Annotated in this window: 27 protein-coding genes; 9 read left to right on the forward strand and 18 right to left on the reverse strand. The window is 56.1% G+C overall.

Annotation, left to right across the window (positions count from 1 at the left end; translation table 11 throughout):
- Positions 1 to 3 precede the first annotated feature (3 nt).
- From ttcA to ACR3EJ_RS00465, 9 genes are all read left to right on the forward strand, one after another.
- Positions 4 to 888: a tRNA 2-thiocytidine(32) synthetase TtcA gene (ttcA, locus tag ACR3EJ_RS00425; protein ID WP_170544287.1), complete on the forward strand. Its 885-nt coding sequence runs from the start codon at positions 4 to 6 to the stop codon at positions 886 to 888.
- A 70-nt stretch (positions 889 to 958) separates the two neighbouring features.
- Positions 959 to 2,500 carry a bifunctional diguanylate cyclase/phosphodiesterase gene (locus tag ACR3EJ_RS00430; RefSeq protein WP_170544289.1) on the forward strand — a complete coding sequence of 514 codons (1,542 nt, stop codon included), beginning with the start codon at positions 959 to 961 and terminating at the stop codon, positions 2,498 to 2,500.
- A 126-nt stretch (positions 2,501 to 2,626) separates the two neighbouring features.
- Positions 2,627 to 4,450, forward strand: coding sequence for a membrane protein insertase YidC (yidC, locus tag ACR3EJ_RS00435; protein WP_170544291.1), 1,824 nt, complete (start codon positions 2,627 to 2,629; stop codon positions 4,448 to 4,450).
- Positions 4,447 to 5,184, forward strand: a complete 738-nt coding sequence (locus ACR3EJ_RS00440) for an MOSC domain-containing protein (RefSeq protein ID WP_170544293.1) — start codon at positions 4,447 to 4,449, stop codon at positions 5,182 to 5,184. The genes yidC and ACR3EJ_RS00440 overlap by 4 nt, the downstream gene beginning before the upstream one ends.
- Positions 5,181 to 5,834 carry a ribosome biogenesis GTP-binding protein YihA/YsxC gene (gene yihA / locus ACR3EJ_RS00445; RefSeq protein ID WP_170544295.1) on the forward strand — a complete coding sequence of 218 codons (654 nt, stop codon included), beginning with the start codon at positions 5,181 to 5,183 and terminating at the stop codon, positions 5,832 to 5,834. Before ACR3EJ_RS00440 ends, yihA begins: the two co-directional genes overlap by 4 nt.
- Before the next feature lie 60 nt (positions 5,835 to 5,894).
- Entirely contained in the window at positions 5,895 to 6,758 is an 864-nt protein-coding gene (gene argB, locus ACR3EJ_RS00450; protein ID WP_170544297.1) for an acetylglutamate kinase, read from the forward strand.
- Positions 6,759 to 6,815: 57 nt separating this feature from the next.
- Positions 6,816 to 7,610, forward strand: coding sequence for a sterol desaturase family protein (locus ACR3EJ_RS00455; RefSeq protein WP_170544340.1), 795 nt, complete (start codon positions 6,816 to 6,818; stop codon positions 7,608 to 7,610).
- Positions 7,577 to 8,260 carry a ferredoxin gene (locus tag ACR3EJ_RS00460; protein ID WP_170544342.1) on the forward strand — a complete coding sequence of 228 codons (684 nt, stop codon included), beginning with the start codon at positions 7,577 to 7,579 and terminating at the stop codon, positions 8,258 to 8,260. Before ACR3EJ_RS00455 ends, ACR3EJ_RS00460 begins: the two co-directional genes overlap by 34 nt.
- Positions 8,257 to 8,754, forward strand: coding sequence for a histidine phosphatase family protein (locus ACR3EJ_RS00465; protein WP_170544299.1), 498 nt, complete (start codon positions 8,257 to 8,259; stop codon positions 8,752 to 8,754). The genes ACR3EJ_RS00460 and ACR3EJ_RS00465 overlap by 4 nt, the downstream gene beginning before the upstream one ends.
- Positions 8,755 to 8,798: 44 nt before the next feature.
- Here the strand turns inward: ACR3EJ_RS00465 and ACR3EJ_RS00470 are convergent, their stop codons facing one another.
- The 18 genes from ACR3EJ_RS00470 to ACR3EJ_RS00555 form a co-directional block, all read right to left on the reverse strand.
- Positions 8,799 to 9,590: an amino acid ABC transporter ATP-binding protein gene (locus ACR3EJ_RS00470; RefSeq protein WP_029621560.1), complete on the reverse strand. Its 792-nt coding sequence runs from the start codon at positions 9,588 to 9,590 to the stop codon at positions 8,799 to 8,801.
- 12 nt (positions 9,591 to 9,602) lie between these two features.
- Entirely contained in the window at positions 9,603 to 10,901 is a 1,299-nt protein-coding gene (locus tag ACR3EJ_RS00475) for an amino acid ABC transporter permease (RefSeq protein ID WP_170544300.1), read from the reverse strand.
- Positions 10,902 to 10,904: 3 nt separating this feature from the next.
- Entirely contained in the window at positions 10,905 to 12,137 is a 1,233-nt protein-coding gene (locus tag ACR3EJ_RS00480; protein WP_170478212.1) for an amino acid ABC transporter permease, read from the reverse strand.
- A 123-nt stretch (positions 12,138 to 12,260) separates the two neighbouring features.
- Positions 12,261 to 13,280 carry an amino acid ABC transporter substrate-binding protein gene (locus tag ACR3EJ_RS00485; RefSeq protein ID WP_010437135.1) on the reverse strand — a complete coding sequence of 340 codons (1,020 nt, stop codon included), beginning with the start codon at positions 13,278 to 13,280 and terminating at the stop codon, positions 12,261 to 12,263.
- 207 nt (positions 13,281 to 13,487) lie between these two features.
- Positions 13,488 to 14,195 carry an ATP12 family protein gene (locus ACR3EJ_RS00490; RefSeq protein WP_170544302.1) on the reverse strand — a complete coding sequence of 236 codons (708 nt, stop codon included), beginning with the start codon at positions 14,193 to 14,195 and terminating at the stop codon, positions 13,488 to 13,490.
- A 5-nt stretch (positions 14,196 to 14,200) separates the two neighbouring features.
- Complete coding sequence (locus tag ACR3EJ_RS00495) at positions 14,201 to 14,872, reverse strand: HAD-IA family hydrolase (RefSeq protein ID WP_170544303.1); 672 nt, start codon at positions 14,870 to 14,872, stop codon at positions 14,201 to 14,203.
- Positions 14,869 to 15,912, reverse strand: coding sequence for an RluA family pseudouridine synthase (locus ACR3EJ_RS00500; RefSeq protein WP_170544305.1), 1,044 nt, complete (start codon positions 15,910 to 15,912; stop codon positions 14,869 to 14,871). Before ACR3EJ_RS00500 ends, ACR3EJ_RS00495 begins: the two co-directional genes overlap by 4 nt.
- 104 nt (positions 15,913 to 16,016) lie before the next feature.
- Positions 16,017 to 17,330 carry a replication-associated recombination protein A gene (locus ACR3EJ_RS00505; protein WP_170544307.1) on the reverse strand — a complete coding sequence of 438 codons (1,314 nt, stop codon included), beginning with the start codon at positions 17,328 to 17,330 and terminating at the stop codon, positions 16,017 to 16,019.
- A 3-nt stretch (positions 17,331 to 17,333) separates the two neighbouring features.
- Positions 17,334 to 18,719 (reverse strand): trypsin-like peptidase domain-containing protein, encoded by a 1,386-nt coding sequence (locus ACR3EJ_RS00510; RefSeq protein ID WP_170478227.1) that lies wholly within the window; start codon positions 18,717 to 18,719, stop codon positions 17,334 to 17,336.
- A gap of 207 nt (positions 18,720 to 18,926) precedes the next feature.
- Positions 18,927 to 19,346 (reverse strand): 50S ribosomal protein L17, encoded by a 420-nt coding sequence (gene rplQ / locus ACR3EJ_RS00515; RefSeq protein ID WP_170478231.1) that lies wholly within the window; start codon positions 19,344 to 19,346, stop codon positions 18,927 to 18,929.
- A 130-nt stretch (positions 19,347 to 19,476) separates the two neighbouring features.
- Complete coding sequence (locus tag ACR3EJ_RS00520) at positions 19,477 to 20,493, reverse strand: DNA-directed RNA polymerase subunit alpha (protein WP_010437127.1); 1,017 nt, start codon at positions 20,491 to 20,493, stop codon at positions 19,477 to 19,479.
- 115 nt (positions 20,494 to 20,608) lie between these two features.
- Positions 20,609 to 20,998 carry a 30S ribosomal protein S11 gene (rpsK, locus tag ACR3EJ_RS00525; RefSeq protein ID WP_010437126.1) on the reverse strand — a complete coding sequence of 130 codons (390 nt, stop codon included), beginning with the start codon at positions 20,996 to 20,998 and terminating at the stop codon, positions 20,609 to 20,611.
- Between the two features lie 15 nt (positions 20,999 to 21,013).
- Positions 21,014 to 21,382, reverse strand: coding sequence for a 30S ribosomal protein S13 (rpsM, locus tag ACR3EJ_RS00530; protein WP_008757392.1), 369 nt, complete (start codon positions 21,380 to 21,382; stop codon positions 21,014 to 21,016).
- Between the two features lie 200 nt (positions 21,383 to 21,582).
- Positions 21,583 to 22,227 carry an adenylate kinase gene (locus ACR3EJ_RS00535; RefSeq protein WP_170424551.1) on the reverse strand — a complete coding sequence of 215 codons (645 nt, stop codon included), beginning with the start codon at positions 22,225 to 22,227 and terminating at the stop codon, positions 21,583 to 21,585.
- Complete coding sequence (gene secY, locus ACR3EJ_RS00540; RefSeq protein ID WP_010437121.1) at positions 22,224 to 23,588, reverse strand: preprotein translocase subunit SecY; 1,365 nt, start codon at positions 23,586 to 23,588, stop codon at positions 22,224 to 22,226. The genes ACR3EJ_RS00535 and secY overlap by 4 nt, the downstream gene beginning before the upstream one ends.
- 109 nt (positions 23,589 to 23,697) lie before the next feature.
- The gene (gene rplO / locus ACR3EJ_RS00545; RefSeq protein ID WP_170544309.1) at positions 23,698 to 24,171 is read right to left on the reverse strand and encodes a 50S ribosomal protein L15; all 474 of its coding nucleotides are present in this window, start codon (positions 24,169 to 24,171) and stop codon (positions 23,698 to 23,700) included.
- Positions 24,172 to 24,371: 200 nt separating this feature from the next.
- Complete coding sequence (locus tag ACR3EJ_RS00550) at positions 24,372 to 24,587, reverse strand: DUF1127 domain-containing protein (RefSeq protein ID WP_010437116.1); 216 nt, start codon at positions 24,585 to 24,587, stop codon at positions 24,372 to 24,374.
- Between the two features lie 380 nt (positions 24,588 to 24,967).
- Complete coding sequence (locus tag ACR3EJ_RS00555; protein WP_480422442.1) at positions 24,968 to 26,299, reverse strand: TadE/TadG family type IV pilus assembly protein; 1,332 nt, start codon at positions 26,297 to 26,299, stop codon at positions 24,968 to 24,970.

Raw genomic sequence — 26,299 nt, forward strand, 5'->3', positions numbered from 1 at the left:
CCCATGTTCGACGAAGCTGACGATATCCATCCGCTCTTTGCCGGGGCGCCCTCGACCACCGAGTTTAAGAAACTGCGCAAACGCATTGTGCGTCAGACGCGTGAGGCCATTGATCAATACGGGATGGTGGACCGCACCAAAGATGGAAAAACGCCCCGGTGGTTGGTTTGTCTGTCGGGCGGCAAGGACAGCTATACCCTTCTGGCCGTGCTCCACGAACTAAAATGGCGCGGGCTGCTGCCTGTCGATTTACTGGCCTGCAATTTGGATCAGGGTCAGCCGGGTTTCCCGGCCACTGTTCTTCCCGAGTTCCTCGAACGCATGGGAGTGCCGCATCGGATCGAATATCAGGATACTTATTCGATTGTGGTGGATAAGGTCCCCCAGGGCCGCACCTATTGCGCACTGTGCTCGCGTTTACGGCGGGGCAACCTCTATCGCATCGCGCGCGAAGAAGGGTGTTCAGCAGTCGTGCTGGGCCATCACCGTGACGATATTCTTGAGACCTTTTTCATGAACCTGTTCCACGGGGGCCGTCTTGCGACCATGCCGCCCAAACTGGTCAATGAAGAGGGGGATCTGTTTGTCTATCGACCCCTCGCCCATGTGGCCGAGGCGGATTGCGAGAAATTTGCAAAGGCGATGAACTATCCCATCATCCCATGTGATTTGTGCGGCAGCCAGGACGGGCTGCAACGTCAACAGGTCAAACAGATTTTGGACCAGTGGGAAAAAAATGCGCCAGGGCGACGTCAGGTGATGTTCCGGGCGCTGACAAATGCCAGACCGTCGCATCTGCTTGACCCGAAACTTTTTGATTTTATCAACCTTTCGACCGGACAGATTCAAAACGACGAAAATTCGGCGGAAATTCCCAAGTTGCGTTAACGAGTGACTCAGATAGATTTCCTACGGTTGGCCTGCGCGATCCTTGCCCAAGCCAAAGGCCGTAAAACCGATGCGGAAATTTCTCTTTGTTGATAAATATCTCGATCTGTTGCGAGTTATCCTGACCGGACCACAGGTCCTGGCCTTTTTGCCAGCCATCTGTCTGGCAGCGTTCTGGTTGGGTGGTGAACGTGCCCTTTTCATGGCGGCGCTTGGCCTGCCGCTTATGTTTGCCGCAACCGGAATATGGGGCAGCCGATCCTACACCGCCCATAGCGCGGGAATGCGCCCCAGCGGCCTGGTGACTCATGATGTTTTTCAATCCGAACTGCAGATTTTGAATGAGACAGCGCGTAGCAAAGGCGAGAATGCCGCCTGCATCGCTATAGCTCTGGACGATTTTGCCGACCTTCTGGATCTGCACGGGCAGGCCGCAGCCGATCATGCAAAACAGCAATTCCGCGATCGCGTTCTTTCGATCATTCGCAATCATGACATCTTTTGCCAGATTGACCAAAATCGGTTTTTGATTGGTCTTAATCCCTCACCGCATCTGGATCTCGAAGCCTGCATTCAAATGTCAGGCCGCCTGCAAAGCGCCGTCGAAGAACCGCTCTTTTTAAACGGAGTTGGCGTGTATCAGTCCTGCTCGATCGGGTTTTGTCTGCAGTCGGATCTGCGCCAGGCTGAAGCTGATGAATGGATAGGGGCCGCCACGGCTGCCCTTGCCGAGGCCCAGAGAAGCGGGCCTTCGACAATCCGCGCCTATTCAACGGCAACCCGCCGGCGATCTCTGGTTCGAGCCAACTTGCGCAAAGAGTTCGAGGCTGCATTGGACAATGGGGAAATCCGGCCCTGGTTCCAGCCTCAAGTGTCCACTGACACCGGCAATATTACCGGGTTCGAAGCGCTTGCACGGTGGGAGCATCCTGGCAAAGGTGTGCTTGGCCCTCAGGTATTCTTGCCCTTCGCAGAACAAGCCGAACTGATGGAGCGGTTGGGTCAGGTCATGCGCCACCACGCCTTCGAGGCCCTGCGCACTTGGGATAGCGCCGATGCGATCATTCCTCGGATAGGTATCAATTTCTCGTCTGATGAACTTCGCAATCCCAACCTAATTGATCGATTGAAGTGGGAACTGGATCAGTTTGAACTGACACCAGACAGATTGGCGGTCGAGATTCTGGAAACCGTGTTCTCGCGCCGACCCGATGACGTGATAACGAGAAACGTGTCAGGCATGGCGACTCTTGGGTGTTGTATCGATCTGGATGATTTTGGAACTGGTCATGCCTCGATCGCGTCAATCAAACGATTTAACGTTTCGCGTATCAAGATCGACCGGACCTTTGTGGCAAAATCCGACCAGGATCCCAGTCAGCAGCAGCTTGTCAGCGCGATTCTGACGATGGCTGAAAGGTTGAATCTTGAGACTCTTGCGGAAGGTGTCGAAACCCCGGGTGAGCACGCATTGATGGCACAGTTGGGCAGCAATCACGTGCAGGGGTTCGGAATTGCCAAACCGATGCCGTTCGAACAGACGCTGCAATGGATCACTGCCCATCGTAATCAGCTTAAAAGCGCGCCCAGGATCGGCGGCAATATGGGATGAAATCGGTCATTTCATTGCGCCAAATCCGTTACTGCGGCGATTTATGAGGCGATTCCGCTTGACCTTTGGGGCTGCACTCTGTTGAACCCACCGGGTGTGTTTCACTGCTCAAGGTGGCTGTCCCCGATGGACGATCAGAATAAGAACCTCATCCTTGCAACCGCGCTCAGCTTTTTGGTGATCCTTGTCTGGTTCGTCCTGTTTCCACCGCCCGAACCATCGGTGACACAGGAAGAGGCTGAAATTGCCGCCCTTGAAGGGGACGAGGTGCAGACACCCAGTGCCACCAGCACTGTTGGTGAAGCAACCGCAACCACCGAAGAGACTCTGCCAGAGGAACAAGCCCCTCGGGTGCAAATCGACACGCCCCGCCTGGAGGGCAGCCTGTCCCTGTCGGGCGGGCGGATCGATGAGCTGTTCTTGAAAGACTACAAGGTTTCGATCGAAGAAGGAGCGCCCATTGTCGAATTGCTGTCTCCGGTCGGGTCGGAATCAGCATATTACGCCATTTATGGTTGGGCGCCAGGCGCAGGCTTGGCAGGTGCGGACGTTCCCGGCCCCAATACACTATGGACATTGGAGCAGGGAGAGAAACTGGGTGTAGACAGCCCCATCACGCTTGCCTGGGACAACGGCAATGGCCTGACCTTCCGCCGGATCATCTCGGTCGATCAGGACTACATGTTCACCGTGACCCAATCGGTCGAAAACGCGACCCAGTCCGAGGTGGGCATGGCCCCTTATGGCATTCTCGCCCGGCACGGTATTGGCGAAGATGGTGATCTTCCGGGCCTAAAGAATTTCTTCATCTTGCATGAGGGCGTGATTGGCATGTCGGATGGCACACTGTCCGAGGTCGATTATGGCGATGTCCGCGATTTCGATATCGACCCGAATGAAAGGGCCCAGGCCGAGGTCTATCAGGTCAAGGAAGATGGATGGATCGGATTTACCGACCATTACTGGATGACTACACTGATCCCCGAACCCGGTTCAGCTTTCAAAGCAGCCGCCAAATACGACTCGCGCCGCAAAATTTATCAGACCGAGACGGTCCTGCCGACACTCACTGTCGACCCAGGTGAAACCGCCGAGGTCACGACCCGCCTGTTCGCCGGTGCCAAGGAATGGGAAGCCATTCGTGAATATCAGGCTGAAGGCGTACAGAAATTCATCGACAGCATCGACTGGGGCTGGTTCTTCTTTCTGACCAAGCCGATCTTCTGGCTGCTGCACAATATCAATGCTCTGATCGGCAATATGGGCTGGTCCATCATCGGCCTGACCCTGATCATCAAGGCAATCCTCTTCCCGCTGGCCTTCAAATCCTACGTCTCGATGGCGAAAATGAAGGAACTGCAGCCGCAGATGGAGGCGTTGAAAGAAGCCGCAGGCGACGACCGCCAGAAGATGCAGCAAGGCATGATGGAACTTTACAAGAAGGAAAAGGTAAACCCGGCCGCTGGCTGTTTACCAATCCTGATGCAGATTCCGATCTTCTTCTCGCTATACAAGGTGATCTTCGTCACCATCGAACTGCGCCAAGCCCCCTGGTTTGGCCCGTTCCAGGACCTCAGCGCGCCGGATCCGACCTCGATCATGAACCTGTTCGGCCTGCTGCCCTGGGCTGGCCCACAACCGGAAACGTTCATGGCGCTGATCTTCATCGGCATCCTGCCGCTGTTGCTGGGTATCTCGATGTGGCTGCAGCAAAAGCTGAACCCGGCACCAACCGATGCGACACAGGCGATGATCTTTGCCTGGATGCCTTGGGTGTTCATGTTCATGCTGGGCAGCTTTGCCAGCGGGCTGGTGGTGTACTGGATCGCGAACAACACGATCACATTCACCCAGCAATATCTGATCATGCGCAGTCAAGGCTACAAACCTGACGTATTCGGAAACATCAAGTCTGGCTTCAAGCGCACCCCAAAGACGGATGACAAATGAGCGGAACAGTAACCGCTTTGTGGCGGCACCCGATAAAAAGTCACGGGCGCGAAAGCCTTGATCACATCACCATGACCCCCGGGCAGACCATGCCCGGGGATCGTATTTGGGCGGTTGCGCATGAGGCGTCCAAAGCGGATGGGTCGGAATGGGTACCCTGCAACAATTTCAGCCGCGGCGCGAAGGCGCCTCAGTTGATGGCAATCTCAGCGCATCTACAGGGTGACACGGTCACGCTGCGCCATCCCAACCGCCCCGATCTGAGTTTTGAGCCCGACACGCAACAAGACAAATTTCTGGACTGGGTGAGGCCACTGATGCCGACAGACCGGGCCGCCTCGGCCCGCATCATCCGCGTTCCCGGTCGCGGGATGACCGATAGCGATTTCCCATCAATCAGCCTGTGCAATATGGCCTCGCACCGTGCGGTCGAGCAGAAATTGGGCCGTGATCTTTCGATTGCACGTTGGCGTGGCAACATCTGGTTCGATGGCCTGCCACTGTGGGAGGAATTCGACTGGCTGGGCCGCGATATACGAATTGGCGAGGTGATCTTTCACGTCCGTGAACGCATAACGCGTTGCTTGGCCACGACGGCCAACCCCGAGACGGGCGAACGCGATGCCGATACGTTGGGCGCGCTCGGCAATTGGGATCATCAGGATTTCGGGGTCTACGCTGAAGTTCTGCAAGGCGGCAGCATCCGCACCGGCGACGAGGTACAGGTACTGTGACCGCTCTTCGTTTTCCATTGGCCGAATCCCCTGACGCATTCGCAACAGAAACCGGGCGCAAACTGTTTGCCGGACCATCCGAGTTCGTCAAAGGCGTGGTCGCCATGGACGGCCTGCCCGCACCTGACCGGCTAGAAGTCTGCTTCGCAGGGCGCTCAAACGTGGGCAAGTCCAGCTTAATCAACGCGCTGACTGGGACCAAAGGGCTGGCGCGTGCATCAAACACGCCGGGCCGCACACAAGAGATCAACTTTTTCACTCAAGGACCTGAGCTCTATTTGGTTGACCTGCCGGGATATGGTTACGCCAATGCGCCGGTCAAGGTCGTCGAAAAGTGGCAGCGGTTGCTGAAAAAATATCTCAGCGGCCGTCAAACCCTGCGCCGTGCCTTTGTGCTGATCGACTCGCGCCACGGGGTAAAGCCGGTCGACGCAGAGATTATGAAGCTGCTGGACACCAGCGCTGTCACGTTTCAATGCGTTCTGACCAAAGCCGACAAGGTAAAAGCCAACGACCGCGAGAAGGTGCTGCAGCAGGTACGCAGTGCGCTTGCCAAACACCCCGCAGCCTTCCCCGAGATCGTGTTAACATCATCCGAGAAAGGCGACGGAATTCCCACCCTGCGCTCGATCATCGCGCATCTGGAATAGCTTAGCTCTTGGCAGCACCGTTCAATGACCCTAACACGGGTGCCCAGAGGGACCTCAGCCATGAAGACAAGAGATATGAATCGGGATTGGATCGCCACCGCAGCCACCTTGAACAGCGCCCTGCCCTACCTGCAGCGCTATGACGGGGCCATCGTTGTTATCAAGCTGGGTGGACACGCCATGGGCAGCGACGAGACGATGGAAAGCTTTGCACGCGACGTTGTTCTGATGCGGCAAGTCGGTGTAAACCCCGTCATCGTGCATGGCGGCGGCCCTATGATCAACGCCATGCTGGGCAAGCTGGACATCCAGTCCGAATTTGTCGGCGGCAAGCGTGTGACCGACAAAGCCACTGTTGAGGTGGTCGAGATGGTTCTGTCCGGCCTTGTAAACAAGCGTATCGTACAGGCGATCAACGGTCAGGGCGGCTCGGCTGTGGGTTTGTCGGGCAAGGATGCAAACCTGATGATTTGCGATCAGACCGATCCATCGCTGGGATTTGTGGGCTCACCGTCCAAGATGAACCCAAAGGTTCTGCATGACCTGTTCTCACATGACGTGATCCCCGTGATTGCCCCGCTTGGTGCGGGCCAGAATGGTGAAACGTTCAACGTCAACGGCGACACCGCGGCTGGCGCGATTGCCTCGGCACTTAAAGCAGATCGCCTTCTGCTGCTTACCGATGTTTCGGGCGTCAAGAATGCCGCCGGAGAGGTCGTGACCGAACTGAAAGCCGGTCAGATCCGTGAGATGACGCTGGAAGGCACTATCGCGGGTGGAATGATCCCCAAAACAGAAACCGCGTTGGACGCGCTTCATAGCGGTGTTCGGGCGGTGGTAATACTGGACGGGCGCGCGCCAAATGCGGTGTTGCTCGAACTGTTTACGGAACACGGTGCCGGATCCCTGATCCGCCCGGATTAACGCCATAGTGATCTTCGACATCTTGCACCGAGCATTAACATGCTCGATTGTGAATGTATGGAGAACGAGCCCCTATTTCGCCTAAGCGTGTTTTTGATCCTGTTTGTTGTGTTTGCGGCGGCAGAGACAATTGCGCCAAAACGCTTACGAACTTGTCCGCGAAAAAATCGGTGGCTAACCAATCTATCAATCACTGTTTTGAACACACTGATGCTCAGGACTATGGCGATTGGGTTGCCCTTATTGGCAGTTGGCGCTGCCATTGATGCCGCGAAAAATGGATTGGGCGTTTTTAATTGGCTCGCCTGGCCAGGGTGGGTTGAGCTTATTCTGAGTGTGCTGATTCTGGACTTTGCAATCTGGCTACAGCATCTGATTACCCACAAGGTGCCAATCCTTTGGCGGCTACATCGTGTGCATCACGCCGACCGAGACATGGACGTCACTACTGCAGTCCGCTTTCACCCTGTAGAAATCGCGTTGTCCATGATCCTGAAAATCGGGCTAATCTATCTGCTCGGCGCCAGCGCCCTGGCTGTGATCCTGTTCGAGATCCTTCTTAATGGCACAGCGTTGTTCAATCATTCAAACTTGAAGCTCCCCCTTGCCGTTGACGCTGTGGTACGTAGGGTTCTTGTGACACCCGATATGCATCGCGTACATCATTCGGTATTCCGAACAGAGCATGACAGCAATTATGGCTTTGCACTGTCTATCTGGGATCGGATGCTGGGGACTTACATCGCACAACCTCGGGACGGGCACGAACAAATGAGCGTGGGATTGGAATGGCAGGACGATCGGCCAACAAAACTGGGATGGAGCCTGGCTCTGCCCTTTCGCCGTCGATGACTTACGCCAATGTCGAACGAGCAGCCACTCAGGTTGGGCTGATAGTTATGGGTGCACAACATCCGCGCGTGTCGGGAGCCAAACAACTGGACGGCGGCACATTGATCCTGTTGGGGACGGCAGGAGCGTTCTGGCCCACTCTGGCTGCATCACCTGAGTGGAAGGATGGTCAACCCGATCCTGTAGACCGATGGTCAAAGCGAGTTATTGGCAAACTGGCGCAGGACCTGTCAGCCGCAGCGCACTATCCGTTTGGCGGCCCACCTTACGCACCATTCATTGACTGGGCACTAAACTCCGGGCGCACGTTCAGCAGCCCAGTAGGGGCACTGGTGCACGATACTGTGGGAATGATGATTTCATTCCGTGGCGCTTTGCATTTCACTGGGGAATTTACGATCCCGCACAACTTACAGGAATCTCCATGTATTGAATGCCCCGCCCCTTGCGCGACGACCTGTCCGGTAGAAGCGCTGAATACGCACAGCTTCTACGATGTGGCCGCCTGCAAAGGATATCTAGGTACTGAAGCTGGACAAGACTGCTTGAACGATGGGTGTATCGCGCGGCGCGCCTGCCCTGTCAGCGCAAGTGCCGAGCGTCAACCCGAACAGTCGGCGCATCACATGAACGCCTTTTTTCGATCATGACCCGAACTCTGATTCTGACCCGCCATGCGAAATCCAGTTGGCAAGATCCATTTGTCCAAGATCACGACCGGCCACTAAACAAACGCGGACGAAAGTCGGCTACTGAGATCGGCCGCTGGTTACAAAGCAATGGTTGGTTACCAAATGAGGTCATCAGCTCAACAGCACAACGCACGCGGGAGACATGGAACCGGTTGGGACTGAGCACATCAAAGCTGTCCTTTACCCCCGGCCTCTACCTTGCCGGGCCCGATCAAATGTTTGAGGCGCTTTCGTCGGCTTCGGCAAAGACCGTGCTCATGCTAGGCCATAATCCCGGTATTGCAGAGTTTGCACATCGATTAGTACGCCAAGCCCCGAACCATCCGCGATTCTACGATTATCCGACTGGCGCAACGACAGCCATCCACTTTAGAGCACCAGATTGGACTTCGGTTCGTTGGGGAAGTGGTGAAGTCGTTGGATTTACAATCCCACGCGAATTGCTCGAATAAAAAAGGCGGGGTAAACCCCGCCTTTCAGATCTTCCGGTCTCGGTTCAATGACCCAGAATTTGGCTTAGGAACAGTTTGGTCCGTTCGCTCTGAGGGTTGTTGAAGAACTCTTCCGGTTCGTTCTGTTCCACGATCTGGCCTGCGTCCATAAAGATCACACGGTTGGCAACCTGACGTGCAAAACCCATCTCGTGGGTCACACACAGCATGGTCATGCCTTCCTCGGCCAGTTCGATCATGGTGTCGAGCACTTCTTTGATCATCTCGGGGTCCAACGCCGATGTCGGTTCATCAAACAACATGATCCGCGGCATCATGCAGAGCGAGCGGGCAATCGCCACACGCTGCTGCTGACCACCCGAAAGCTGGCCGGGATATTTCAGCGCCTGATCCGGGATTTTCACCTTTTCCAGGAAATGCATCGCGCGCTCTTCGGCCTCTTTCTTGGGCGTCTTGCGCACCCAGATCGGGGCCAGCGTACAGTTTTCCAGAATGGTCAAATGCGGGAACAGGTTGAAGTGCTGGAACACCATGCCAACCTCGGACCGGATCTTGTCGATGTTCTTGAGGTCATTCGACAGTTCCGTCCCATCCACGACAATCGTGCCTTGCTGGTGCTCTTCCAGCGCGTTCAAGCAGCGGATCAGGGTGGACTTACCCGACCCGGACGGCCCCGCGATCACGATCCGCTCGCCTTGATTGACGGTCAGATTGATATCGCGCAGTACGTGGAAGGATCCGTACCACTTGTTCATGTTGTTGATTTCGATGGCGACCTCGTCGCTCACCTGCATCTTGGTGCGGTCGATTTCGCGGTCAATTGCAAGTTCAGACATATGTTGAACTCCTTAATGATGATCCGTGGCAAGGCGACGCTCGAGCCACTGGGAATATTGAGAGATGCCGTAGCAGACGACGAAGAACAGAAGCGCGGCAAAGCCCAGAAGCTCCCAATAGACGCCGTTCCATTCGGTCGACGCCAGGATGGGACCCCGGATCATGCCCACCAGATCGAACATTGAGATGACCGAAACCAGTGTGGTGTCCTTGAACAAGCCCACGGCCACGTTCACGATACCGGGGATCGATATCTTCAATGCCTGCGGCAGGATGATAAGCCGCATCGCCTGCGGGTAATCCAAACCAAGACTGTCTGCTGCTTCGTACTGTCCACGTGGAAGCGCTGCCAGACCACCGCGGATCACCTCGGCAATATAGGCGGCCGAGAACATGGTGATCATGATCACAACGCGCAGGAACAAGTCGACCGTGCTGTCAGGCGGGAAGAAATACGACAGCATCACCGAAGCCACAAACAGCAGTGTGATCAGAGGCACACCGCGTATAAATTCGATGAAGATAACGCAGACCCACTTGATCAACGGCATGTTCGACTGACGGCCCAGCGCAAGTGCAATCCCCAACGGGACCGACAACGAAACGCAGGCCAAGCCCAGCATCATGTTGAGCATGAAGCCACCTAGATCGCGGCTGGGAACAGCTGAAAGCCATGCCCCTTCGGACGCGTCCTCTGGGATCAAAGCACCGCCAAGCTTCCAGACGATCAAGGCAACGATAATGGCCCCGAAGAATCCAGCGGCAAAACTGTTCTTCCCGAGCTTCTGAAAGACAGCACCCGCAGCAACGCAGCCAAGTAGGGCAACAAAAGGTACCAAGATCGTGCCACCCCATATCAGCCAGAAGGCAATAAAGGGATAGAGGGCTGTAAAGATCAGTAGTTTGCGCGGTAGGTCGAAGAACAGGACCGGTGCAACCGCCGCAAGCATCAGTACGAATGCCAGATTAGGCCGCCAATACGCATCGGTGGGGTATTTGAACCCGTAGATAAGCTGAGGCCAGCGTTCGGTCAGAACCGCGAAACACGCACCTGTTTTACCGGCGAGAATCTCTCGGCATTCCGCAAGCGAGTTCGCGTTCCACACTCCATTCAGGATCCATGGCAACGTGTTCTTCAGAAGCACATAGATCAACATCAGCGACAGGACAGTCAGGATTGTATTGGTTGCGCCAGAGAAAAGATTCTCTCGCAACCACTTCACAATACCCGTCTGGTTCGCTGGTGGTGGCGACGGAGGAATGGTGCCATCGGCCACAAAGGCGATCGGGTTTGTTGTTTGATCAGCCATGGCTCAGCGCTCCTTCAACTTGACGGATGCGTTGTAGACGTTCATCACCATTGAGATCAGCAGCGAAGCGGTCAGATAGAACAGCATCAGCAACAGAACACACTCGATCGCACGACCGGTCTGGTTCAGCGTGATGCCACCCAACGTTGCAGTGATATCCGCATAGCCCACGGCAATCGCCAGCGACGAGTTCTTGGTGATGTTTAGATACTGCGAAATCAGCGGCGGGATGATCACCCGCAGCGCTTGCGGCAGGATCACCAGATTCATGATCCGCCCCGGGCGCAAACCCAGTGCAGCTGCAGCTTCGGTTTGACCTTTCGAGATCGCCTGAATACCCGCGCGAACGTTTTCCGCGATGAAGGCACCGGTATAAATCGACAAGGCAAACCACAAAGCGATCAGCGGGCCACCGATTTTGATACCACCGCTGAAGTTAAAGCCCTTCAGCTCGGGAATGTTCCAAGTCAGACCCATCACCGCCATCAGCAGCGCAAAAGGCACCAGCCAAACGGCCAGTTTCACAAGGCCGGTTTTCGGGCGCTCACCAGTTTGTTCCTGCTTCAGCGTGGCGCGTTTTTCAATTTCGCGAGACGCAAACCAAGAACCGACCAAAAACACGATCACCACAACCCAATTCAGAATTGTGGCGCTGAACAAGCCATTGGCGAATTCCGGACGCGGGATATAGACACCACGGTTGGTGAAAGCGAACAAGTCAAACAACATGCTGGATGTTGGGTTATCGCCGCGGAAGGCTCTGGGCCCTGGCAATACTGCTGTCATGATGGTGAAGATGATGATGATCCAGATCAGGACCGGGATGTTCCGGAAGATCTCGACATAGACGGCCATCAACTTTGACACGAGCCAGTTATTCGACAGGCGCAATACGCCCGCTATCACACCAAACACCGTGGCGGTAACACAGGCCAGAACAGCGACAAGCAGCGTATTGAGAATTCCAACAATAGCGGCGCGCCCATGCGAAGACTGGCTGTCATATTCAATCAAACGCTGGTTAATGTCGTACCCCGAAGGGTCGCCCAGAAATGTGTAGGAAATGTTGAGGCCAGCGGCCCTGAGGTTCTGGATCAGGTTGTTGCCAAGATACCAGATGGAAAGCGCAATAACGACGGCCGCAATCACCTGAAATGTCAGTGAGCGATAGCGGGTGTCGTTTATGAGCATAGACAACCGAAAGTCAGCTTTCGGCGGGTCAGTCATAGTTGACATATTTAGGAATCCCCGTGCTTTTCGAGCGCTTCATTGTCGGCGGGGTTCTCCCCACTCTTGAGCAACTCGTAGCATTCTGATGAGAAAAGGGCGCAGGTTGCCCTGCGCCCTTTCCAATGGATTTTAGCGGAACGGCGGCGAATACAGCAGGCCACCTTCGGTCCACTGTGCGTTCAGGCCGCGAGCCAGACCAATCGGAGTTTCTTCACCGATGTTCTTGGCGAAGACTTCGCCATAGTTACCACCAGCTTTAATCGCCTTGGCGGCCCAGTCAGCGTCCAGACCCAGCATTTCGCCCAGAGTACCTTCGGTACCCAGCAGACGGTTCACTTCGGGGTTGTCACCTGCGCCGGCGCTCAGCTCATCGATATTGGCCGAGGTCACGCCCAGCTCTTCAGCCGAAACCAGAGCGTTCAGAGTCCAGCGGACAACGTCGCCCCACTCGTGATCGCCGTGACGGACCAGCGGGCCCAGAGGCTCTTTCGAGATGATTTCGGGCAGCAGGACGTGGTCACCAGGGTTTTCGAACGTGGCGCGAGTAGCAGCCAGGCCCGATGCGTCGGTGGTGTAAACGTCACATGCGCCAGCCAGATACTGCTGCTGTGCTTCGGCGTTGGTTTCGATCGGAACCGGCTCATAGCTGATGTTGTTCGAGCGGAAGAAGTCCGCCAGGTTCAGCTCGGTTGTGGTGCCGGTCTGGATGCACACGGTTGCGCCGTCCAGTTCCTTGGCCGAGCTTACGCCCAGCGCTTTGGGAACCATAAAGCCCTGACCGTCGTAGTAGTTCACGCCGACGAATTCGAACTTCAGGTCTACGTCGCGGCTGAATGTCCAAGTGGTGTTACGAGCCAGCATGTCGATCTCACCCGAAGCCAGCGCGGTAAAGCGAGTCTTGCCGGTGGTCGGAACAAATTCAACAGCGCTTGCATCGCCCAGTACAGCGGCTGCAACAGCACGGCACAGTGAGACGTCAAAGCCCTGCCATTCGCCATTCGCGTCGGGTGCAGCAAAGCCGACCAGACCGGTGGTCACACCGCAGTTCAGCTTGCCGCGTGCTTTGACATCGTCAACAGTCCCCGCCGCAGCTGCGCCAGCAGCCAGGCCGGCAATGGTTGCCATGCCCAAGATTACGGATTTTTTCATTTTTACCTCTTCCTGATTTTCCATCCCTTTATGGGACGGTTCGATCCGGCACTATACGCGCCAGAAAGGTTACCCAAAAGGTGTCTCCCCTTTAGTGGCCCGAGTTTGGGCGTATTCATCAACAAACGTCAAGGGCTGGATCAGGGAAAACGATTGATCAATTTGGGCAAAAAGGGGCGCAAAATCACGATTTGAGCTCAAAAAGTCTCAGATCGAGATGTCGAAGAAACGCTTGGCATGCAAAAACGCTGCTTTTTTTACTTCGGCTGCAGCGTGTGCCTCGTCATCATGACCCCACTGTTCGATCTGCCACAGCTCATCCAATCGGGAAATATACCAGATCTCATCTGGCGCTCGCCAATCCAAAGCCGCAGCAAATCCAAGAATCAATGATCCGGACAGACTGACAAGATCGTGAAACGCCGCCAACTGAAAGGCATTGAGCGCATGCACCCGGTCGCGCAACGTTTGCAGCGTTTCTGTGTCTTGCGGTTGATGCACCACGCCCACGCGCGAAATTAATCGTGCGCCCAGCGCGTCGGCAGCCCAATCCAAAGCAGGGTCCCAATCATTTGCCTGCCGGTTCTGCAAAGCCTCGGGGTGCGTCGCCCGATAGCACAACAAATCCGAATCGCCATAATCTGCCAGCATATCAGCAACCTCACCATGCTGATGCTGCACCTTGTCGATCGCCGCGTTGGCCGAACGGGTGAAAGGCATCGTGGTGGGATCGATCTCTTTTTCCTGCGCGTCCCATTCATCCGCAATGGCCTGCGCCATGGCATGCGTGGGAAGGACCAGCGCAGCTTTTGCCGGTGTCTTGACACGACGACCATCCAACTCAACCGTGTAACCGTTGTCGATCTCAACGACCGCGCCCGAGGTCCAGAAGCGTTTTGGTTTCCAGTCGCTCATATTTTTCAGTCCCAGATGTTGGCCAGTGTAACTGGCAATTCTTCGAAGCTTTCGATCACGTATTGGGCAGCGCTCAGGGCTGATCGATCATGGTATCCCCAGCTTACTCCGATCCCTGCGACCTGCGCGGCAGCAGCCATTTCCATGTCAAAACTTGTATCGCCTACCATGACCGAATGAGCGGCCCCCACGCCGGTTTCAGCCAGCGCCGTTTCGATCATCGATGGATGCGGTTTTGACGGGTGATGATCGGCCACCTGCCGAGTGATGAAATATTGCTCCAACCCATGCGCCTCTAACAGCGCATCCAGTCCGCGCTTGGATTTCCCGGTCGCAACCCCCAGCAGCACCTCGGGCATATCATGGAGTGCCTGAATTACTTCCCGAGCGCCTGGATAAAGCGGAGAGCTGGCTGCGCCCTGCTCTAACCGTTGCGCGTGATAGGCCTGTTTGTAGCCATCAACCAGCGCGTTCTGCACCAGATCTGACTGATCCGACGCAAGACGTGCCATCGCATGGGGCAGAGACAAGCCAACGATGGACAGGATTGCGTTTCGGCTCGGCACTGGCAAAGACTGCGCCTGAAAGCTGGCAGTCATCGCCGACACGATGGCGCCCTGACTGTCGACAAGCGTGCCATCCACGTCGAACAAAACCAGCCGTAAGGGCGCACTCATCGCAGCTGCTCGAACGGATCGTCGGATGCCAAATCCTCGGTCCAGCCGAGCGTATCCCAACTGTGCTTCATGTGGTCTGGCAATCGGGCTGTGATCGTGATGGGTTTTCGTGTTTCCGGATGCTCAAATGACAGACCGCGGGCGTGCAGGTGAAGTTTCTTGCTGATGATGCCGCCCAGCTGAGCCCCCCAACCATCGCCGAGGTTTTCCTGCCCCGAGCCACCGTATTTTCCATCTCCGATGATAGGGTGGCCGATCGCTGCCATATGCGCACGCAGTTGATGTGTCCGACCGGTTACCGGCTCCATTGCAACCCATGCGGCCCGGCCCGCCACACGGTAGAGCGTGGCATAGAGCGTATGCGCGCGTTTTGCGCCAGGCGTATCGTTCACTTCGCTCGGATGAACAGCGATCATCTTCTCGCCTTCGCCCTGTTTGCCATGCCCCGGAGCCTTGACCAGACCGGTCTTGATCTCACCCAGATATGGCGTCGGCACCCCTGCAACGAGCGCCCAATAAATCTTTTGGGTGTTGCGATGCCGGAACGCTGCGGTCAGCCCCTTGGCGGCTTCGCGCGTGCGGGCCATCAACAGCACCCCAGATGTGTCCTTATCCAACCGATGCACAAGGCGCGGGTTCTCATCGTACCCAAAGCGCAACGCTTCTGACAGGCTGTCCACATGGCGCGTCTGACCGCTTCCGCCCTGCACCGGCAGCCCATGTGGTTTGTTCAGCGCCAGCACGTGATCGTCCTTATAGATCACGCAAGACTGGATCATCTTTGCGTCGGCGTCCGATACACGGTGCTTTACGACTGCCGGCTTATGGTCCGCATCCGGTAGCGGGGGCACACGCACGGACTGCCCGACCTCCAATCGAGTCGCGGCTTTGACCCGCCCGCCATCAACGCGCAGCTCACCCTTGCGACACATCTTCTCGATCCGACCCTGGCTGACATGAGGAAACAGCCGGCGCAGCCACCGATCCAACCGCTGGTCGCCATCGCCCTCTGCTACGGTGATCACCTGTACGCCGCTCATGCCATTGCCCCTTTTTCCGCACGGCTAATCCGCCCGGATTGTGCTGGTTTCAGTGCCTTAGAAATCATGCGCGTCTGTCGCGCGCATCGGGTGCAGAGTCAAGCCTAGCCCGGATTGCGCTGCGTTCTCAGTTTGGCAAAGTATTCCAACCGCTTTTTCAGTTCTCGTTCAAAACCGCGCTCGACCGGCTGATAGAGAACCGGGCGTTTCATATCATCCGGGAAATAGTTCTGACCCGAGAACCCATCTTCGGCATCGTGGTCATAGGCATACCCTGCCCCATACCCCTGATCCTTCATAAGCGATGTAGGTGCGTTAAGAATATGTTTGGGCGGCGGTTCACTGCCCGATTGTTTTGCCAACCGCATCGCTGCCTTGTACCCCACATAAGCCCCGTTCGATTTTGGAGCGAGCGCCAGATACACCAACGCTTGTGCCAGTGCCAATTCGCCCTCGGGCGAGCCCAGCCGTTCGTAGGTTTCCCAGCTATGAAGACAGATTGATTGCGCCTGCGGATCGGCCAGTCCGATATCCTCGACCGCCATCCGCGTGATCCGGCGTGCCAGATAGCGCGGGTCTTCACCCCCTGTCAGCATCCGCGCGAACCAATAGAGCGCCGCGTCCGGATCCGATCCACGCACAGATTTGTGCAGGGCCGAAATAAGGTTGTAGTGCTCGTCCCCCGATTTGTCGTATTTCGCTGCCCGCCGCATCAGACGCGTCGACAGCGCATCAGAATCCAGTGCGGTTTCCACGGTCCAGGCGGCAACCTGTTCGATCAGGTTCAACAGCGCGCGCCCGTCGCCATCCGCCATTTCCTGCAGCGCTTCGCGCGCCGCAGGGGTTAGGGGCAAGGCACGGTCCAGCTCTTTCTCGGCCCGTTGGGTCAAGCGTTCAAGATCAGCGAGGCTGAGACGTTCCAGCACCAGCACCTGAGATCGGCTGAGCACCGCTGCGTTCAATTCGAAGGACGGGTTTTCAGTGGTCGCGCCGACCAGAAGGATCGTGCCGTCTTCCATATGCGGCAGAAACCCGTCCTGTTGCGCTTTGTTGAAGCGATGGATTTCGTCAACGAACAGCAAAGTGCCCTGCCCGTTCTGGCGGCGGATCTTGGCGGCTTCGAACACCTTCTTCAGATCCGGAACACCGGTAAAGATAGCACTGATCTGTACGAAATGCAGATCAGTTTCCTGCGCGAGCAACCGGGCAATTGTCGTCTTACCTACGCCCGGAGGCCCCCAAAAGATCAGGCTCGACAGGCTTCCAGAAGCCAGCATCACTCCCAACGGAGCATCCTGGCCCAACACTTGTTCCTGCCCGATCACCTCGGATAAGGATTGCGGACGCAACCGATCTGCTAGCGGTCTGTGCGGCGAAGCCGTGGGTTCGCTCGACCCTGTATCAAACAGATCATTCACGGATCACATCCGGAACCGCAATGAGATTGTCCGCCCACCGCGTTCAATTTGAACCTGAACCCGGCGACCCGGGTCGGTCAGAACCTGAACAACATCTTCTGGCACGTCAATCTTGCCGCCGTTTATAACCTCAAGCACATCCCCTGCACGCAAGCCCGCCCGTGCGCCGTATTGTCCGGGATCGACGACAACAACACCTGTTTGAGACAGCTTCAATCCCAGACGCACAATGACCGCCGGATTGACTCCGGACACTGTAAGCCCTGGCAGCGCGGTATCTTCGCCCAAAGTCGTCTCGTTCGCGGCAGGCGTTTCGGGCGCTCGGATCAATGCAACTTCGATATCAGCACGCTCCTCACCCCTTAGCCGTGTCAGCACGGATTTGCCGCCCACCCCGGCAACCACCATGCGAAACTTCATCTCGGCTGGAGAATTCACCTCATCCCCATCCACATGCGTGACTACATCGCCTACCCGCAAGCCCGCTTCGGCCAGCGGACTAAGCGCATGAAGGTCCGACACCACAACGCCCATCGGGATGACCAATCCTAAAGACTCGGCAATATCCGCGCTCATGTGCTGACCGGCCATACCGGCCCAAGGGCTGACGAAGCTTTCATTCCCTGCCCGCGCCTGACGTAGAAATTCCGCCACCAAATTCGCCGGAATTGCAAATCCAATACCGTTTGACCCTCCCGACCGGGTCAGAATCGAAGTATTGATGCCGATCAAATCCCCATTCACATCGATCAGTGCACCGCCAGAATTACCGGGATTGATCGCCGCATCGGTTTGGATGAAATATCCACGTGCATTACCCGTCGCCGTGCCGGTCCGCGCCAATCCTGAGATTATCCCTGAAGACACAGTTTGCCCGACCCCAAACGGGTTCCCGATCGCAAGCGCCAGTTCACCTACTTCTACATGATCGGAGTCGCGCAGATGCAGAAAAGGTAGCTCGCCCGCCTCCTCCAGCCGCAGGATGGCAATGTCGCTTTCCTTATCGCCCAGCACAACCTTGGCCGAATACTCACGACGGTCCGTGGTCACCACCCGTATCTCTGTGGCTGTCCCAACCACGTGATAATTGGACACGACATAGCCGTCTTCCGACAAAACGACGCCCGATCCGAGCGAGTTCTGAATACGTTGACGGGGCTCCCCAAACCCCCGACCAAAGAAGTCCTGAAAGAACGGGTCTGAGAACAGCGAATTGGTTCGACCTTCCCGTATGATCTTGGCATAGATATTTACCACTGCCGGGGCAGCTTTCCGAACTACCGGGGCAAAACCCAGTCCAATCTCGGCCTGTGATTGGGGCACTCGCGTTTCAGCTGAGGCAGTCGCAGCCACCACCATCAGGCTTATCACTAGAATACTGCGGATCATGTGACCTCCAATCAGGAATGATCGAAGATATGCGAAGCCCGCGCCATGAATGCAAGAGCCGATGAACTGTGCGACCGCGACTAGCTTAGTCGACACACTGCAGGCATAGGCGTGGCCGATAATTCCCGTATCTGAACCTCAGAACGGAAAAACCTCCGCACGGTTGCCCGAGCGGAGGTTTATTTCAGACCAAATGGTCAGAATTTATTATTCGTCTGCAGCCTCTTCAGCAGCAACGCGGGCTTTGTCAGCCGCGCCTTTGGCGTCGACGTCACGATCAACGAATTCGATGATCGCCATCGGAGCCATGTCACCATAGCGGAAACCCGCTTTCAAGATGCGGACATAACCGCCCTGACGTTCGGCATAGCGGGGGCCAAGAACTTCGAACAGCTTTGCGACATCTTTGTCTTCTTTTAGCTGTGCTGCGGCCTGACGGCGGGCGTGCAGGTCGCCGCGCTTGCCCAGAGTGACCAGCTTTTCGATGATCGGGCGCAGTTCTTTTGCCTTCGGCAGAGTTGTTTTGATTTGCTCATGCTCGATGAGCGAGCCAGCCATGTTCGCAAACAGAGCTTTGCGGTGCTCATGAGTACGGTTCAGGCGGCGGTAACCACGTGCGTGACGCATTTTCTAGTTCCTTCTTTCGCGTTTTGCTTTGTCTGGCCGGCGATGCGTGTCACCGGCTCTCCTTGGGGCGGAAGTGCCCATTTGGTCCCCGGATAGTCCCAATTCGGGCCGGGCATTTGGGAAGACGCGCTTAGAACGCGTCTTCGAATTTCTTCGCCAGATCTTCGATGTTGTCGGGCGGCCAGTCCTCGACATCCATGCCGAGGTGCAGACCCATGCCGGACAGCACTTCCTTGATCTCGTTCAGCGACTTGCGGCCGAAGTTCGGGGTGCGCAGCATCTCGGCTTCGGTTTTCTGGATCAGATCGCCGATATAGACGATGTTGTCGTTCTTCAGGCAGTTTGCCGAACGGACAGACAATTCCAGCTCGTCCACTTTCTTCAGCAGAAGCGGGTTGAACTCCAGACCATCGTCTTCGTCCTGGCGGCCAGCCGATTCCGGCTCGTCGAAGTTGACGAAGATTGACAGCTGATCCTGCAGGATGCGTGCGGCGAAGGCCAGCGCGTCTTCCGGCGTGATCGAACCGTCGGTGTCGATCTTTAGGGTCAGCTTGTCATAGTCCAGAACCTGACCTTCGCGGGTCGGCTGAACGTCATAGGCAACCTTTTTGACCGGCGAATAGATCGCGTCGATCGGGATCAGGCCGATTGGTGCATCTTCGGGCTTGTTCTTCTCAGCCGAGACGTAGCCTTTGCCGGTGTTGACGGTCAGTTCCATGAACAGATCAGCGCCATCGTCGAGGTGGCAGATGACGTGATCGCGGTTCAGAACCTCGATGCCGGCGCTTTCGCTGATGTCACCTGCGGTGACAACGGCAGGGCCTTTGGCATTGATCGACAGGCGCTTGGGGCCTTCAACTTCCATGCGCAGGGATACGCCCTTGAGGTTCAGGATGATGTCGGTGACGTCTTCACGAACGCCCGCGACCGAGGAGAACTCGTGCAGGACGTTGTCGATCTGAACGCTGGTGATGGCCGCGCCTTGCAGCGAGCTCATCAGAACGCGACGCAGCGCGTTGCCCAGAGTCAGACCAAAGCCACGCTCCAGCGGCTCAGCAACCAGGGTTGCCTGACGCGCGGGGTCGTTGCCCGGCTTGCCGTCAAGCTGGGTCGGCTTGATCAATTCTGCCCAATTCTTATGGATCATGTAATCCCTCCATTCCTGTCCGCGCCCCATGACCAACAAGGTGCAGACGCCCGAGGTTCAAAATGACGTGCTGGGGCCGTGCAAAAACACGGGCCCCAGCCTAATTCAAAATCGCTTAGACGCGACGACGCTTCGGCGGACGGCAGCCGTTGTGAGCGATCGGTGTCACGTCGCGGATCGACGTAATGTTGAAGCCCACTGCAGCCAGCGCGCGCAGAGCCGATTCACGGCCCGAACCGGGGCCCTGAACTTCGACTTCCAGCGTCTTGACGCCATGGTCCTGCGCCTTTTTGCCTGCGTCTTCTGCAGCCATCTGAGCGGCGTAGGGGGTCGATTTCCGCGATCCTTTGAAGCCCATGGTACCGGCAGACGACCACGAAATGGCGTTGCCCTGTACGTCCGAGATCAGGATCTTGGTGTTGTTGAAGGTCGAGTTCACATGGGCAACGCCCGATGCGATGTTCTTGCGCTCTTTGCGCTTGATGCGAGTCTTATCGCGTGCCATCGGTCAGACCCTCCCTTATTTCTTCTTACCGGCAATGGCCTTTGCGGGGCCTTTGCGGGTACGAGCATTGGTGTGGGTACGCTGACCGCGAACCGGCAGGTTGCGGCGGTGACGCAGACCGCGATAGCAGCCCAGGTCCATCAGACGCTTGACGTTCATCTGAACTTCACGACGCAGGTCACCCTCAACGGTGAAGTTCGCATCGATGTGCTCGCGGATGGCCAGAACTTCGGCGTCGGACAGTTCGTTGACGCGACGGTGCGCTTCAATGCCTACGGCTTCGCAGATAGCTTTGGCCGAAGTGTTTCCGATACCAGTGATATATGTGAGGGCGATTGGTACCCGCTTTGCAGTCGGGATGTTTACGCCGGCAATACGTGCCACGTGTCACTTTCCTTTTTGTTGCGGTTCCGTAACTCCGGAACCTTTTTTCACAACACTTGACCGTGGCAGTGACGCCAGAGGGTCCAGTATTATTCGAGGTGGTCGGGGCATTTGGGACGAATCCCCCATGCGATCTTGATTCCCCTTAGGGATGGGGGTCGATATGGGCTTTTGGCGGTGCCGTCAAGCCCATATTAATATCAGCCAAGAACCGCCTCAATCGAAGCGGTAACTTCCTTGATATCCGCCAGCCCATTCACCGGGCGCAGATCGCCTTTGGCGTAGTAATAGCCAATCAGCGGAGATGTCTTCTTATAGTATTCCATCAAGCGCGTGCGCAGGCTGTCTTCGTTGTCGTCCGCACGACGGACGAAGTCATTTTCCTTGCCGCAATTGGTGCATTTGCCATCCGCAGGAATCGGCTTGGTGTTGTCGTTGTAGACCTCACCACATCCGCCGCAGGTTGATCGCGCCGTGATCCGGTCCACCAGCGCGTCATCGTCCACGCGCATCTCGATCACCGTATGCAGTGACTGGCCCAGCTTGGTCAGCAGAGCCGATAGGGCATCGGCCTGTGCCAGCGTCCGAGGGAAGCCGTCAAAGATGAAACCAGCACCTTTTTCGGTGGTCAGTTTCTCTTCGATCAGGCCGATCACGATCTCGTCGGTGACCAGCTTGCCCGCGTCCATGATCGCAGCAACCTTCTGGCCCATTTCCGTGCCCGAGGTTTTGGCCTCGCGCAGCATGTCTCCGGTGCTCAGCTGCACCATACCGCGGGTTTCAACCAGGTGACGCGCCTGCGTTCCTTTGCCTGCCCCCGGGGGGCCGAGAAGAATGATGTTCATCGACGAGCAGCTCCCTTTCTGCCGCGTTTCTTGCCTTTGCCGCGCAGTTGGGACTTTTCAATCAGCCCTTCGTATTGATGCGCCAGCAGGTGGCTCTGGACCTGTTGGATGGTGTCCATGGTCACAGAGACGATAATCAGAACCGAGGTGCCGCCGAAATAGAACGGAATGGCAAACTGGCCCCGCAGAATTTCAGGCAACAGACAGACCGCCGCCAGATAGGCCGAACCCAGAACCAGAACGCGGTTGACCACGTATTCCAGATACTCGGAAGTTTTCTTGCCTGGGCGGATGCCGGGTACAAAGCCGTTCTGCTTTTTCAGGTTGTCCGCCACATCGTCGGGTTTGAACGACACGTTGAACGTGTAGAAATAGGCGAAGAACACGATCATCGAAGCGAAAAACAGCAGGTACAGCGGCTGACCGGGACCGAAGTTCGCCAGCAGCCACGACATGACCGGGCCATTTGTGGCACCCGACGAGAAGGTCGAGATCGTTACCGGCAGCAGCAGCAGCGAGCTTGCAAAGATCGCCGGGATCACGCCCGCCGGGTTCACTTTGACTGGCAGATGGCTGGAGCCGCCTTCATAGACTTTCATACCGGCCTGACGGCGCGGGTATTGGATGTGGATCTTGCGCAGAGCCCGCTCCATGAACACCACAAAGGTGATCACGGCGATGACCATGATGATTACACCAACGATCACGGCAGGGCTGATCGCGCCGCTGCGTCCACTGGCAAAGAACTGTGCTAGAGCGGCCGGAACCTCGGCGATAATGCCGACGAAGATGATCAGAGAGATACCGTTGCCGATGCCGCGTGCAGTGATCTGCTCACCCAGCCACATCAGGAACATGGTGCCGCCGACCAGAGTGATCATGGTCGACATACGGAAGAACAGGCCCGGATCAGTGGCCAGATCACCCGATTCCAGCGAAACGGCCAGACCATAAGCCTGAACGGTGGCCAGAGCCACGGTGCCGAAACGGGTGTATTGGTTGATCTTCTTGCGGCCCTGCTCACCCTCTTTCTTGAGTTGCTCAAGCGCGGGAACCATCGATGTCAGCAGCTGTACGATGATCGAGGCCGAAATGTAGGGCATGATGCCGAGGGCAAAGATACCCATCCGCCCCAGCGCCCCGCCGGTGAACATCGAAATCATGCCGCCGATGCCCTGCCCCGCCTGCTCCATGAACTCGCGCAGGGCTGCACCGTCAATGCCAGGCACCGGAATGAAGGTGCCCAGACGATAGACGATCAGCAATGCAAGCGTGAACAGGATGCGGTTGCGCAGATCGGTGGCTTTACCAAGGGCAGCCCAGCTTGTGTTGGCTGCCATTTGTTCTGCTGCTGATACCATAAATCGGTCTCTCTTATGAAAACACCGCCCGGAACCGTTTTCCGGCTCGGGCGGCGTCTTGGAAAACTCTGTGGTCTATGTAAGCGGGTCTTGACCCGCTCACAAGCGCTTACTCTGCCGCAGCCGCTTTTGTGACCGTAAGTGAGCCGCCCGCTTTCTCAACCGCCTCAACAGCAGCTTTCGAAGCACCGGTTACTTCCAGGTTCACTTTGGCGCTGATCTCGCCTTTGGCCAGAACGCGGACACCGTCCAGCTTGCGACGAACCAGACCGGATGCTAAGAGCGCGTCCTCGGTGATCGCAGCTTTGGCGTCCAGCTTGCCGGCGTCGACGAATTTCTGGATCAGGCCCAGATTGATAACGGCGAATTCCTTGCGGTTCGGCTTGTTAAAGCCACGCTTGGGCAGGCGCTGGTACAGCGGCATCTGGCCGCCTTCGTAGCCATTGATGGCCACACCCGAACGGGATTTCTGGCCTTTGATACCACGGCCACCCATTTTACCTTTGCCGGAACCGGGACCACGGCCAACGCGGGTGCGTTTCGGTGCGGCGCCTGGGTTGTCGCGCAATTCGTGCAGTTTCATATCGCTTCTCCTTAGCCGGATGTGACCCCCGAAGCGTGATGGGCCAACCACGGCATTTCTTGGTTTTGATTCTCGTGGATGGAAATCCACCGGAGCGCTCTACAGCGTTGCACGCTCAGTTGCAAGTATTGTTCAATCACATCCCCAATACCAAAAGAGGCGCCATATTGGCGCCTCTTCAACGGTGAGTGGTTGGGGTGTTACCCGCAGTAGGCATGCTCGCGCGCGATATCCGCGATATCGCAGCGACGAATACCGATATCATCCAGTTCGCGGTTGGTCAGACGCTGAAGCTCGGTATAGGTGCGGTTGTATTCGGTCGCTCGGGCGCGGTTTTCTTTTACGCGCTCGATAAAGTTCGCAATACGGGTGCTCAGGTTGAAGCCGCCATGTGTCAGTGTAGCAGTATGTGCCATATCTTTATTCCTTTCGAATGTCGGGGCGTATTCCCCGATGTCACTTGATTTGTTCCTTCATTGGACAAGGGGGAGATAGGCGCGCTCGATACCGCTAACAACGCGCGTTTTGGTCTAACCGGTATGCAAAAACTGAATGGCGGGACGAGTTTGATACTTATTGCGCATTTTGGCTGCCATTTGTTGCGCTCACAGCACCGGTTCGCATTAGCCGTCGTCTACAGACAATGCGAGCTGCCATCATTGTTCTGCGACCTTAATGTCAGGGCTTAAATGTCAGGGCTTGGTTACGAAAATACTGTACACAATTCGCACCCGTCGAAATGTGATTGAGCCCAGACTGAATATCCTAATTGCGATCCTTTCCTGGGCTTGTATCTTTATCTTACGAGACGCGGCCCATACTCGGCATATTCTTCCCAAATGGGGGTGGTATCACACACTCTCATCTCTGCTTCCGAGGTGCCGGTAATAGAACCCAAAGACTTCATGGTAATGCCTTCGATCTTCTTGGCTCTGGCATGAAAATAGATGTCACCCTCTGTCCAGACTGTTCCACCATAGGAAGAAAAGTTTGCGTTGGCATAAAACCCGCCCATACTGATAATGCTGGCTTCGCCGCCCGGCGCGCAGTCGTCATCCTTACCCATCTGTAATCCTGAATGCGAATAGACAGATTGTGCGGACGTGTTGGTTGTGGCAATCGTTGCATCCCCCAACACAACGTTCGAGGAAAACTCGATTTTGCAATCGGTTACCATCGAGAAGTTCTCATAGGTACCCGACTTGAAGGTAATAGTGCCGCCGGAACATGCATGTTTGTAGGCCTTTCCGGAAGTGATATCTTCAGGGCGTATCTCCATTACAGAAAGCGTGTCTTCCGCCACTTCGGTAACGGTTGAAGGCGTAAACGCACTGGTGCCTGTATTCAATTCGTCGATGATCGTAGGAATTTGGCTAAGTGAGGAAAAATCGTACCAACCTTCGGTCCGTGCATGTTCAAGGTTTGCGTTTGTCGCAAAGCCTGAATCAGGAAGACGAAGATCTTCAGCATGAGGCATCGAGACTTTGGCACCCATGATATTTGCATCATAGTTGTCCGGCGTGAAATAGTTATTCGACCTCAGACTGACATATTGGTTGGAATGCATACAAAAGCCAGGCCCATAGAAGTTCTGGGAATCAACTGTAAGGGGCCCTTGAGCCAAGAGACCTTGATACGAACATGGCTTGAGCTTCATGGCATAGATTGCTTCGCTAGCCACATCAAAGCTGTCAAAACCAATTATAGACAAAATGAAGTTCAGAGTTGGATTGCCTCGGTCCTGCGTCATACCCGCATAGACGTGCACGGCTTCGGTCGCGACGGGCGATGATACAAAAGTGCGCTTGTCAAAATCCCAAGTTCCAAATGTGAAATCGGCTGATCTTACCGCAGTATCCATATTTGTTCTGGGCAACATCTTGTTCAGTACGGCAAGGCCCTCTGCCCTTGCGTCCGTGGCACTCTTGGTCTGACGCGCCAACAACGCCGCATGAGCGGAAGAATCCGCCGCGTTCTGCAGCCTTTGATTATCGGCTTGGCGCTTTTGGAAATCGATCGCTAACCCCCCCAAGACCAGCAATATAATGCAAAAGTACAGAGACAGAATCGTGGCCGATCCGTCTTCGTCACTCAGGAAAAAACTGGCGAGATAGTCAGAGAGTTTCAT

The sequence above is a fragment of the Ruegeria sp. AB11 genome (genome assembly GCF_056536325.1).

What these genes read in the sequence shown, in the direction of transcription:
- ACR3EJ_RS00430 (WP_170544289.1), top strand. Translation starts at nt 959, where the DNA reads ATGCGGAAATTTCTCTTTGTTGATAAATATCTCGATCTGTTGCGAGTT.
- rplO (WP_170544309.1), bottom strand. Translation starts at nt 24,171, where the DNA reads ATGAAACTGCACGAATTGCGCGACAACCCAGGCGCCGCACCGAAACGC.
- ACR3EJ_RS00455 (WP_170544340.1), top strand. Translation starts at nt 6,816, where the DNA reads ATGGAGAACGAGCCCCTATTTCGCCTAAGCGTGTTTTTGATCCTGTTT.
- argB (WP_170544297.1), top strand. Translation starts at nt 5,895, where the DNA reads ATGAAGACAAGAGATATGAATCGGGATTGGATCGCCACCGCAGCCACC.
- rplQ (WP_170478231.1), bottom strand. Translation starts at nt 19,346, where the DNA reads ATGCGTCACGCACGTGGTTACCGCCGCCTGAACCGTACTCATGAGCAC.
- yidC (WP_170544291.1), top strand. Translation starts at nt 2,627, where the DNA reads ATGGACGATCAGAATAAGAACCTCATCCTTGCAACCGCGCTCAGCTTT.
- ttcA (WP_170544287.1), top strand. Translation starts at nt 4, where the DNA reads ATGTTCGACGAAGCTGACGATATCCATCCGCTCTTTGCCGGGGCGCCC.
- ACR3EJ_RS00485 (WP_010437135.1), bottom strand. Translation starts at nt 13,280, where the DNA reads ATGAAAAAATCCGTAATCTTGGGCATGGCAACCATTGCCGGCCTGGCT.
- ACR3EJ_RS00555 (WP_480422442.1), bottom strand. Translation starts at nt 26,299, where the DNA reads ATGAAACTCTCTGACTATCTCGCCAGTTTTTTCCTGAGTGACGAAGAC.
- ACR3EJ_RS00520 (WP_010437127.1), bottom strand. Translation starts at nt 20,493, where the DNA reads ATGATCCATAAGAATTGGGCAGAATTGATCAAGCCGACCCAGCTTGAC.
- ACR3EJ_RS00470 (WP_029621560.1), bottom strand. Translation starts at nt 9,590, where the DNA reads ATGTCTGAACTTGCAATTGACCGCGAAATCGACCGCACCAAGATGCAG.
- ACR3EJ_RS00535 (WP_170424551.1), bottom strand. Translation starts at nt 22,227, where the DNA reads ATGAACATCATTCTTCTCGGCCCCCCGGGGGCAGGCAAAGGAACGCAG.
- ACR3EJ_RS00495 (WP_170544303.1), bottom strand. Translation starts at nt 14,872, where the DNA reads ATGAGTGCGCCCTTACGGCTGGTTTTGTTCGACGTGGATGGCACGCTT.
- rpsK (WP_010437126.1), bottom strand. Translation starts at nt 20,998, where the DNA reads ATGGCACGCGATAAGACTCGCATCAAGCGCAAAGAGCGCAAGAACATC.
- ACR3EJ_RS00500 (WP_170544305.1), bottom strand. Translation starts at nt 15,912, where the DNA reads ATGAGCGGCGTACAGGTGATCACCGTAGCAGAGGGCGATGGCGACCAG.
- ACR3EJ_RS00440 (WP_170544293.1), top strand. Translation starts at nt 4,447, where the DNA reads ATGAGCGGAACAGTAACCGCTTTGTGGCGGCACCCGATAAAAAGTCAC.
- ACR3EJ_RS00490 (WP_170544302.1), bottom strand. Translation starts at nt 14,195, where the DNA reads ATGAGCGACTGGAAACCAAAACGCTTCTGGACCTCGGGCGCGGTCGTT.
- ACR3EJ_RS00480 (WP_170478212.1), bottom strand. Translation starts at nt 12,137, where the DNA reads ATGTCAACTATGACTGACCCGCCGAAAGCTGACTTTCGGTTGTCTATG.
- secY (WP_010437121.1), bottom strand. Translation starts at nt 23,588, where the DNA reads ATGGTATCAGCAGCAGAACAAATGGCAGCCAACACAAGCTGGGCTGCC.
- ACR3EJ_RS00460 (WP_170544342.1), top strand. Translation starts at nt 7,577, where the DNA reads ATGGAGCCTGGCTCTGCCCTTTCGCCGTCGATGACTTACGCCAATGTC.
- ACR3EJ_RS00510 (WP_170478227.1), bottom strand. Translation starts at nt 18,719, where the DNA reads ATGATCCGCAGTATTCTAGTGATAAGCCTGATGGTGGTGGCTGCGACT.
- ACR3EJ_RS00550 (WP_010437116.1), bottom strand. Translation starts at nt 24,587, where the DNA reads ATGGCACATACTGCTACACTGACACATGGCGGCTTCAACCTGAGCACC.
- ACR3EJ_RS00475 (WP_170544300.1), bottom strand. Translation starts at nt 10,901, where the DNA reads ATGGCTGATCAAACAACAAACCCGATCGCCTTTGTGGCCGATGGCACC.
- ACR3EJ_RS00465 (WP_170544299.1), top strand. Translation starts at nt 8,257, where the DNA reads ATGACCCGAACTCTGATTCTGACCCGCCATGCGAAATCCAGTTGGCAA.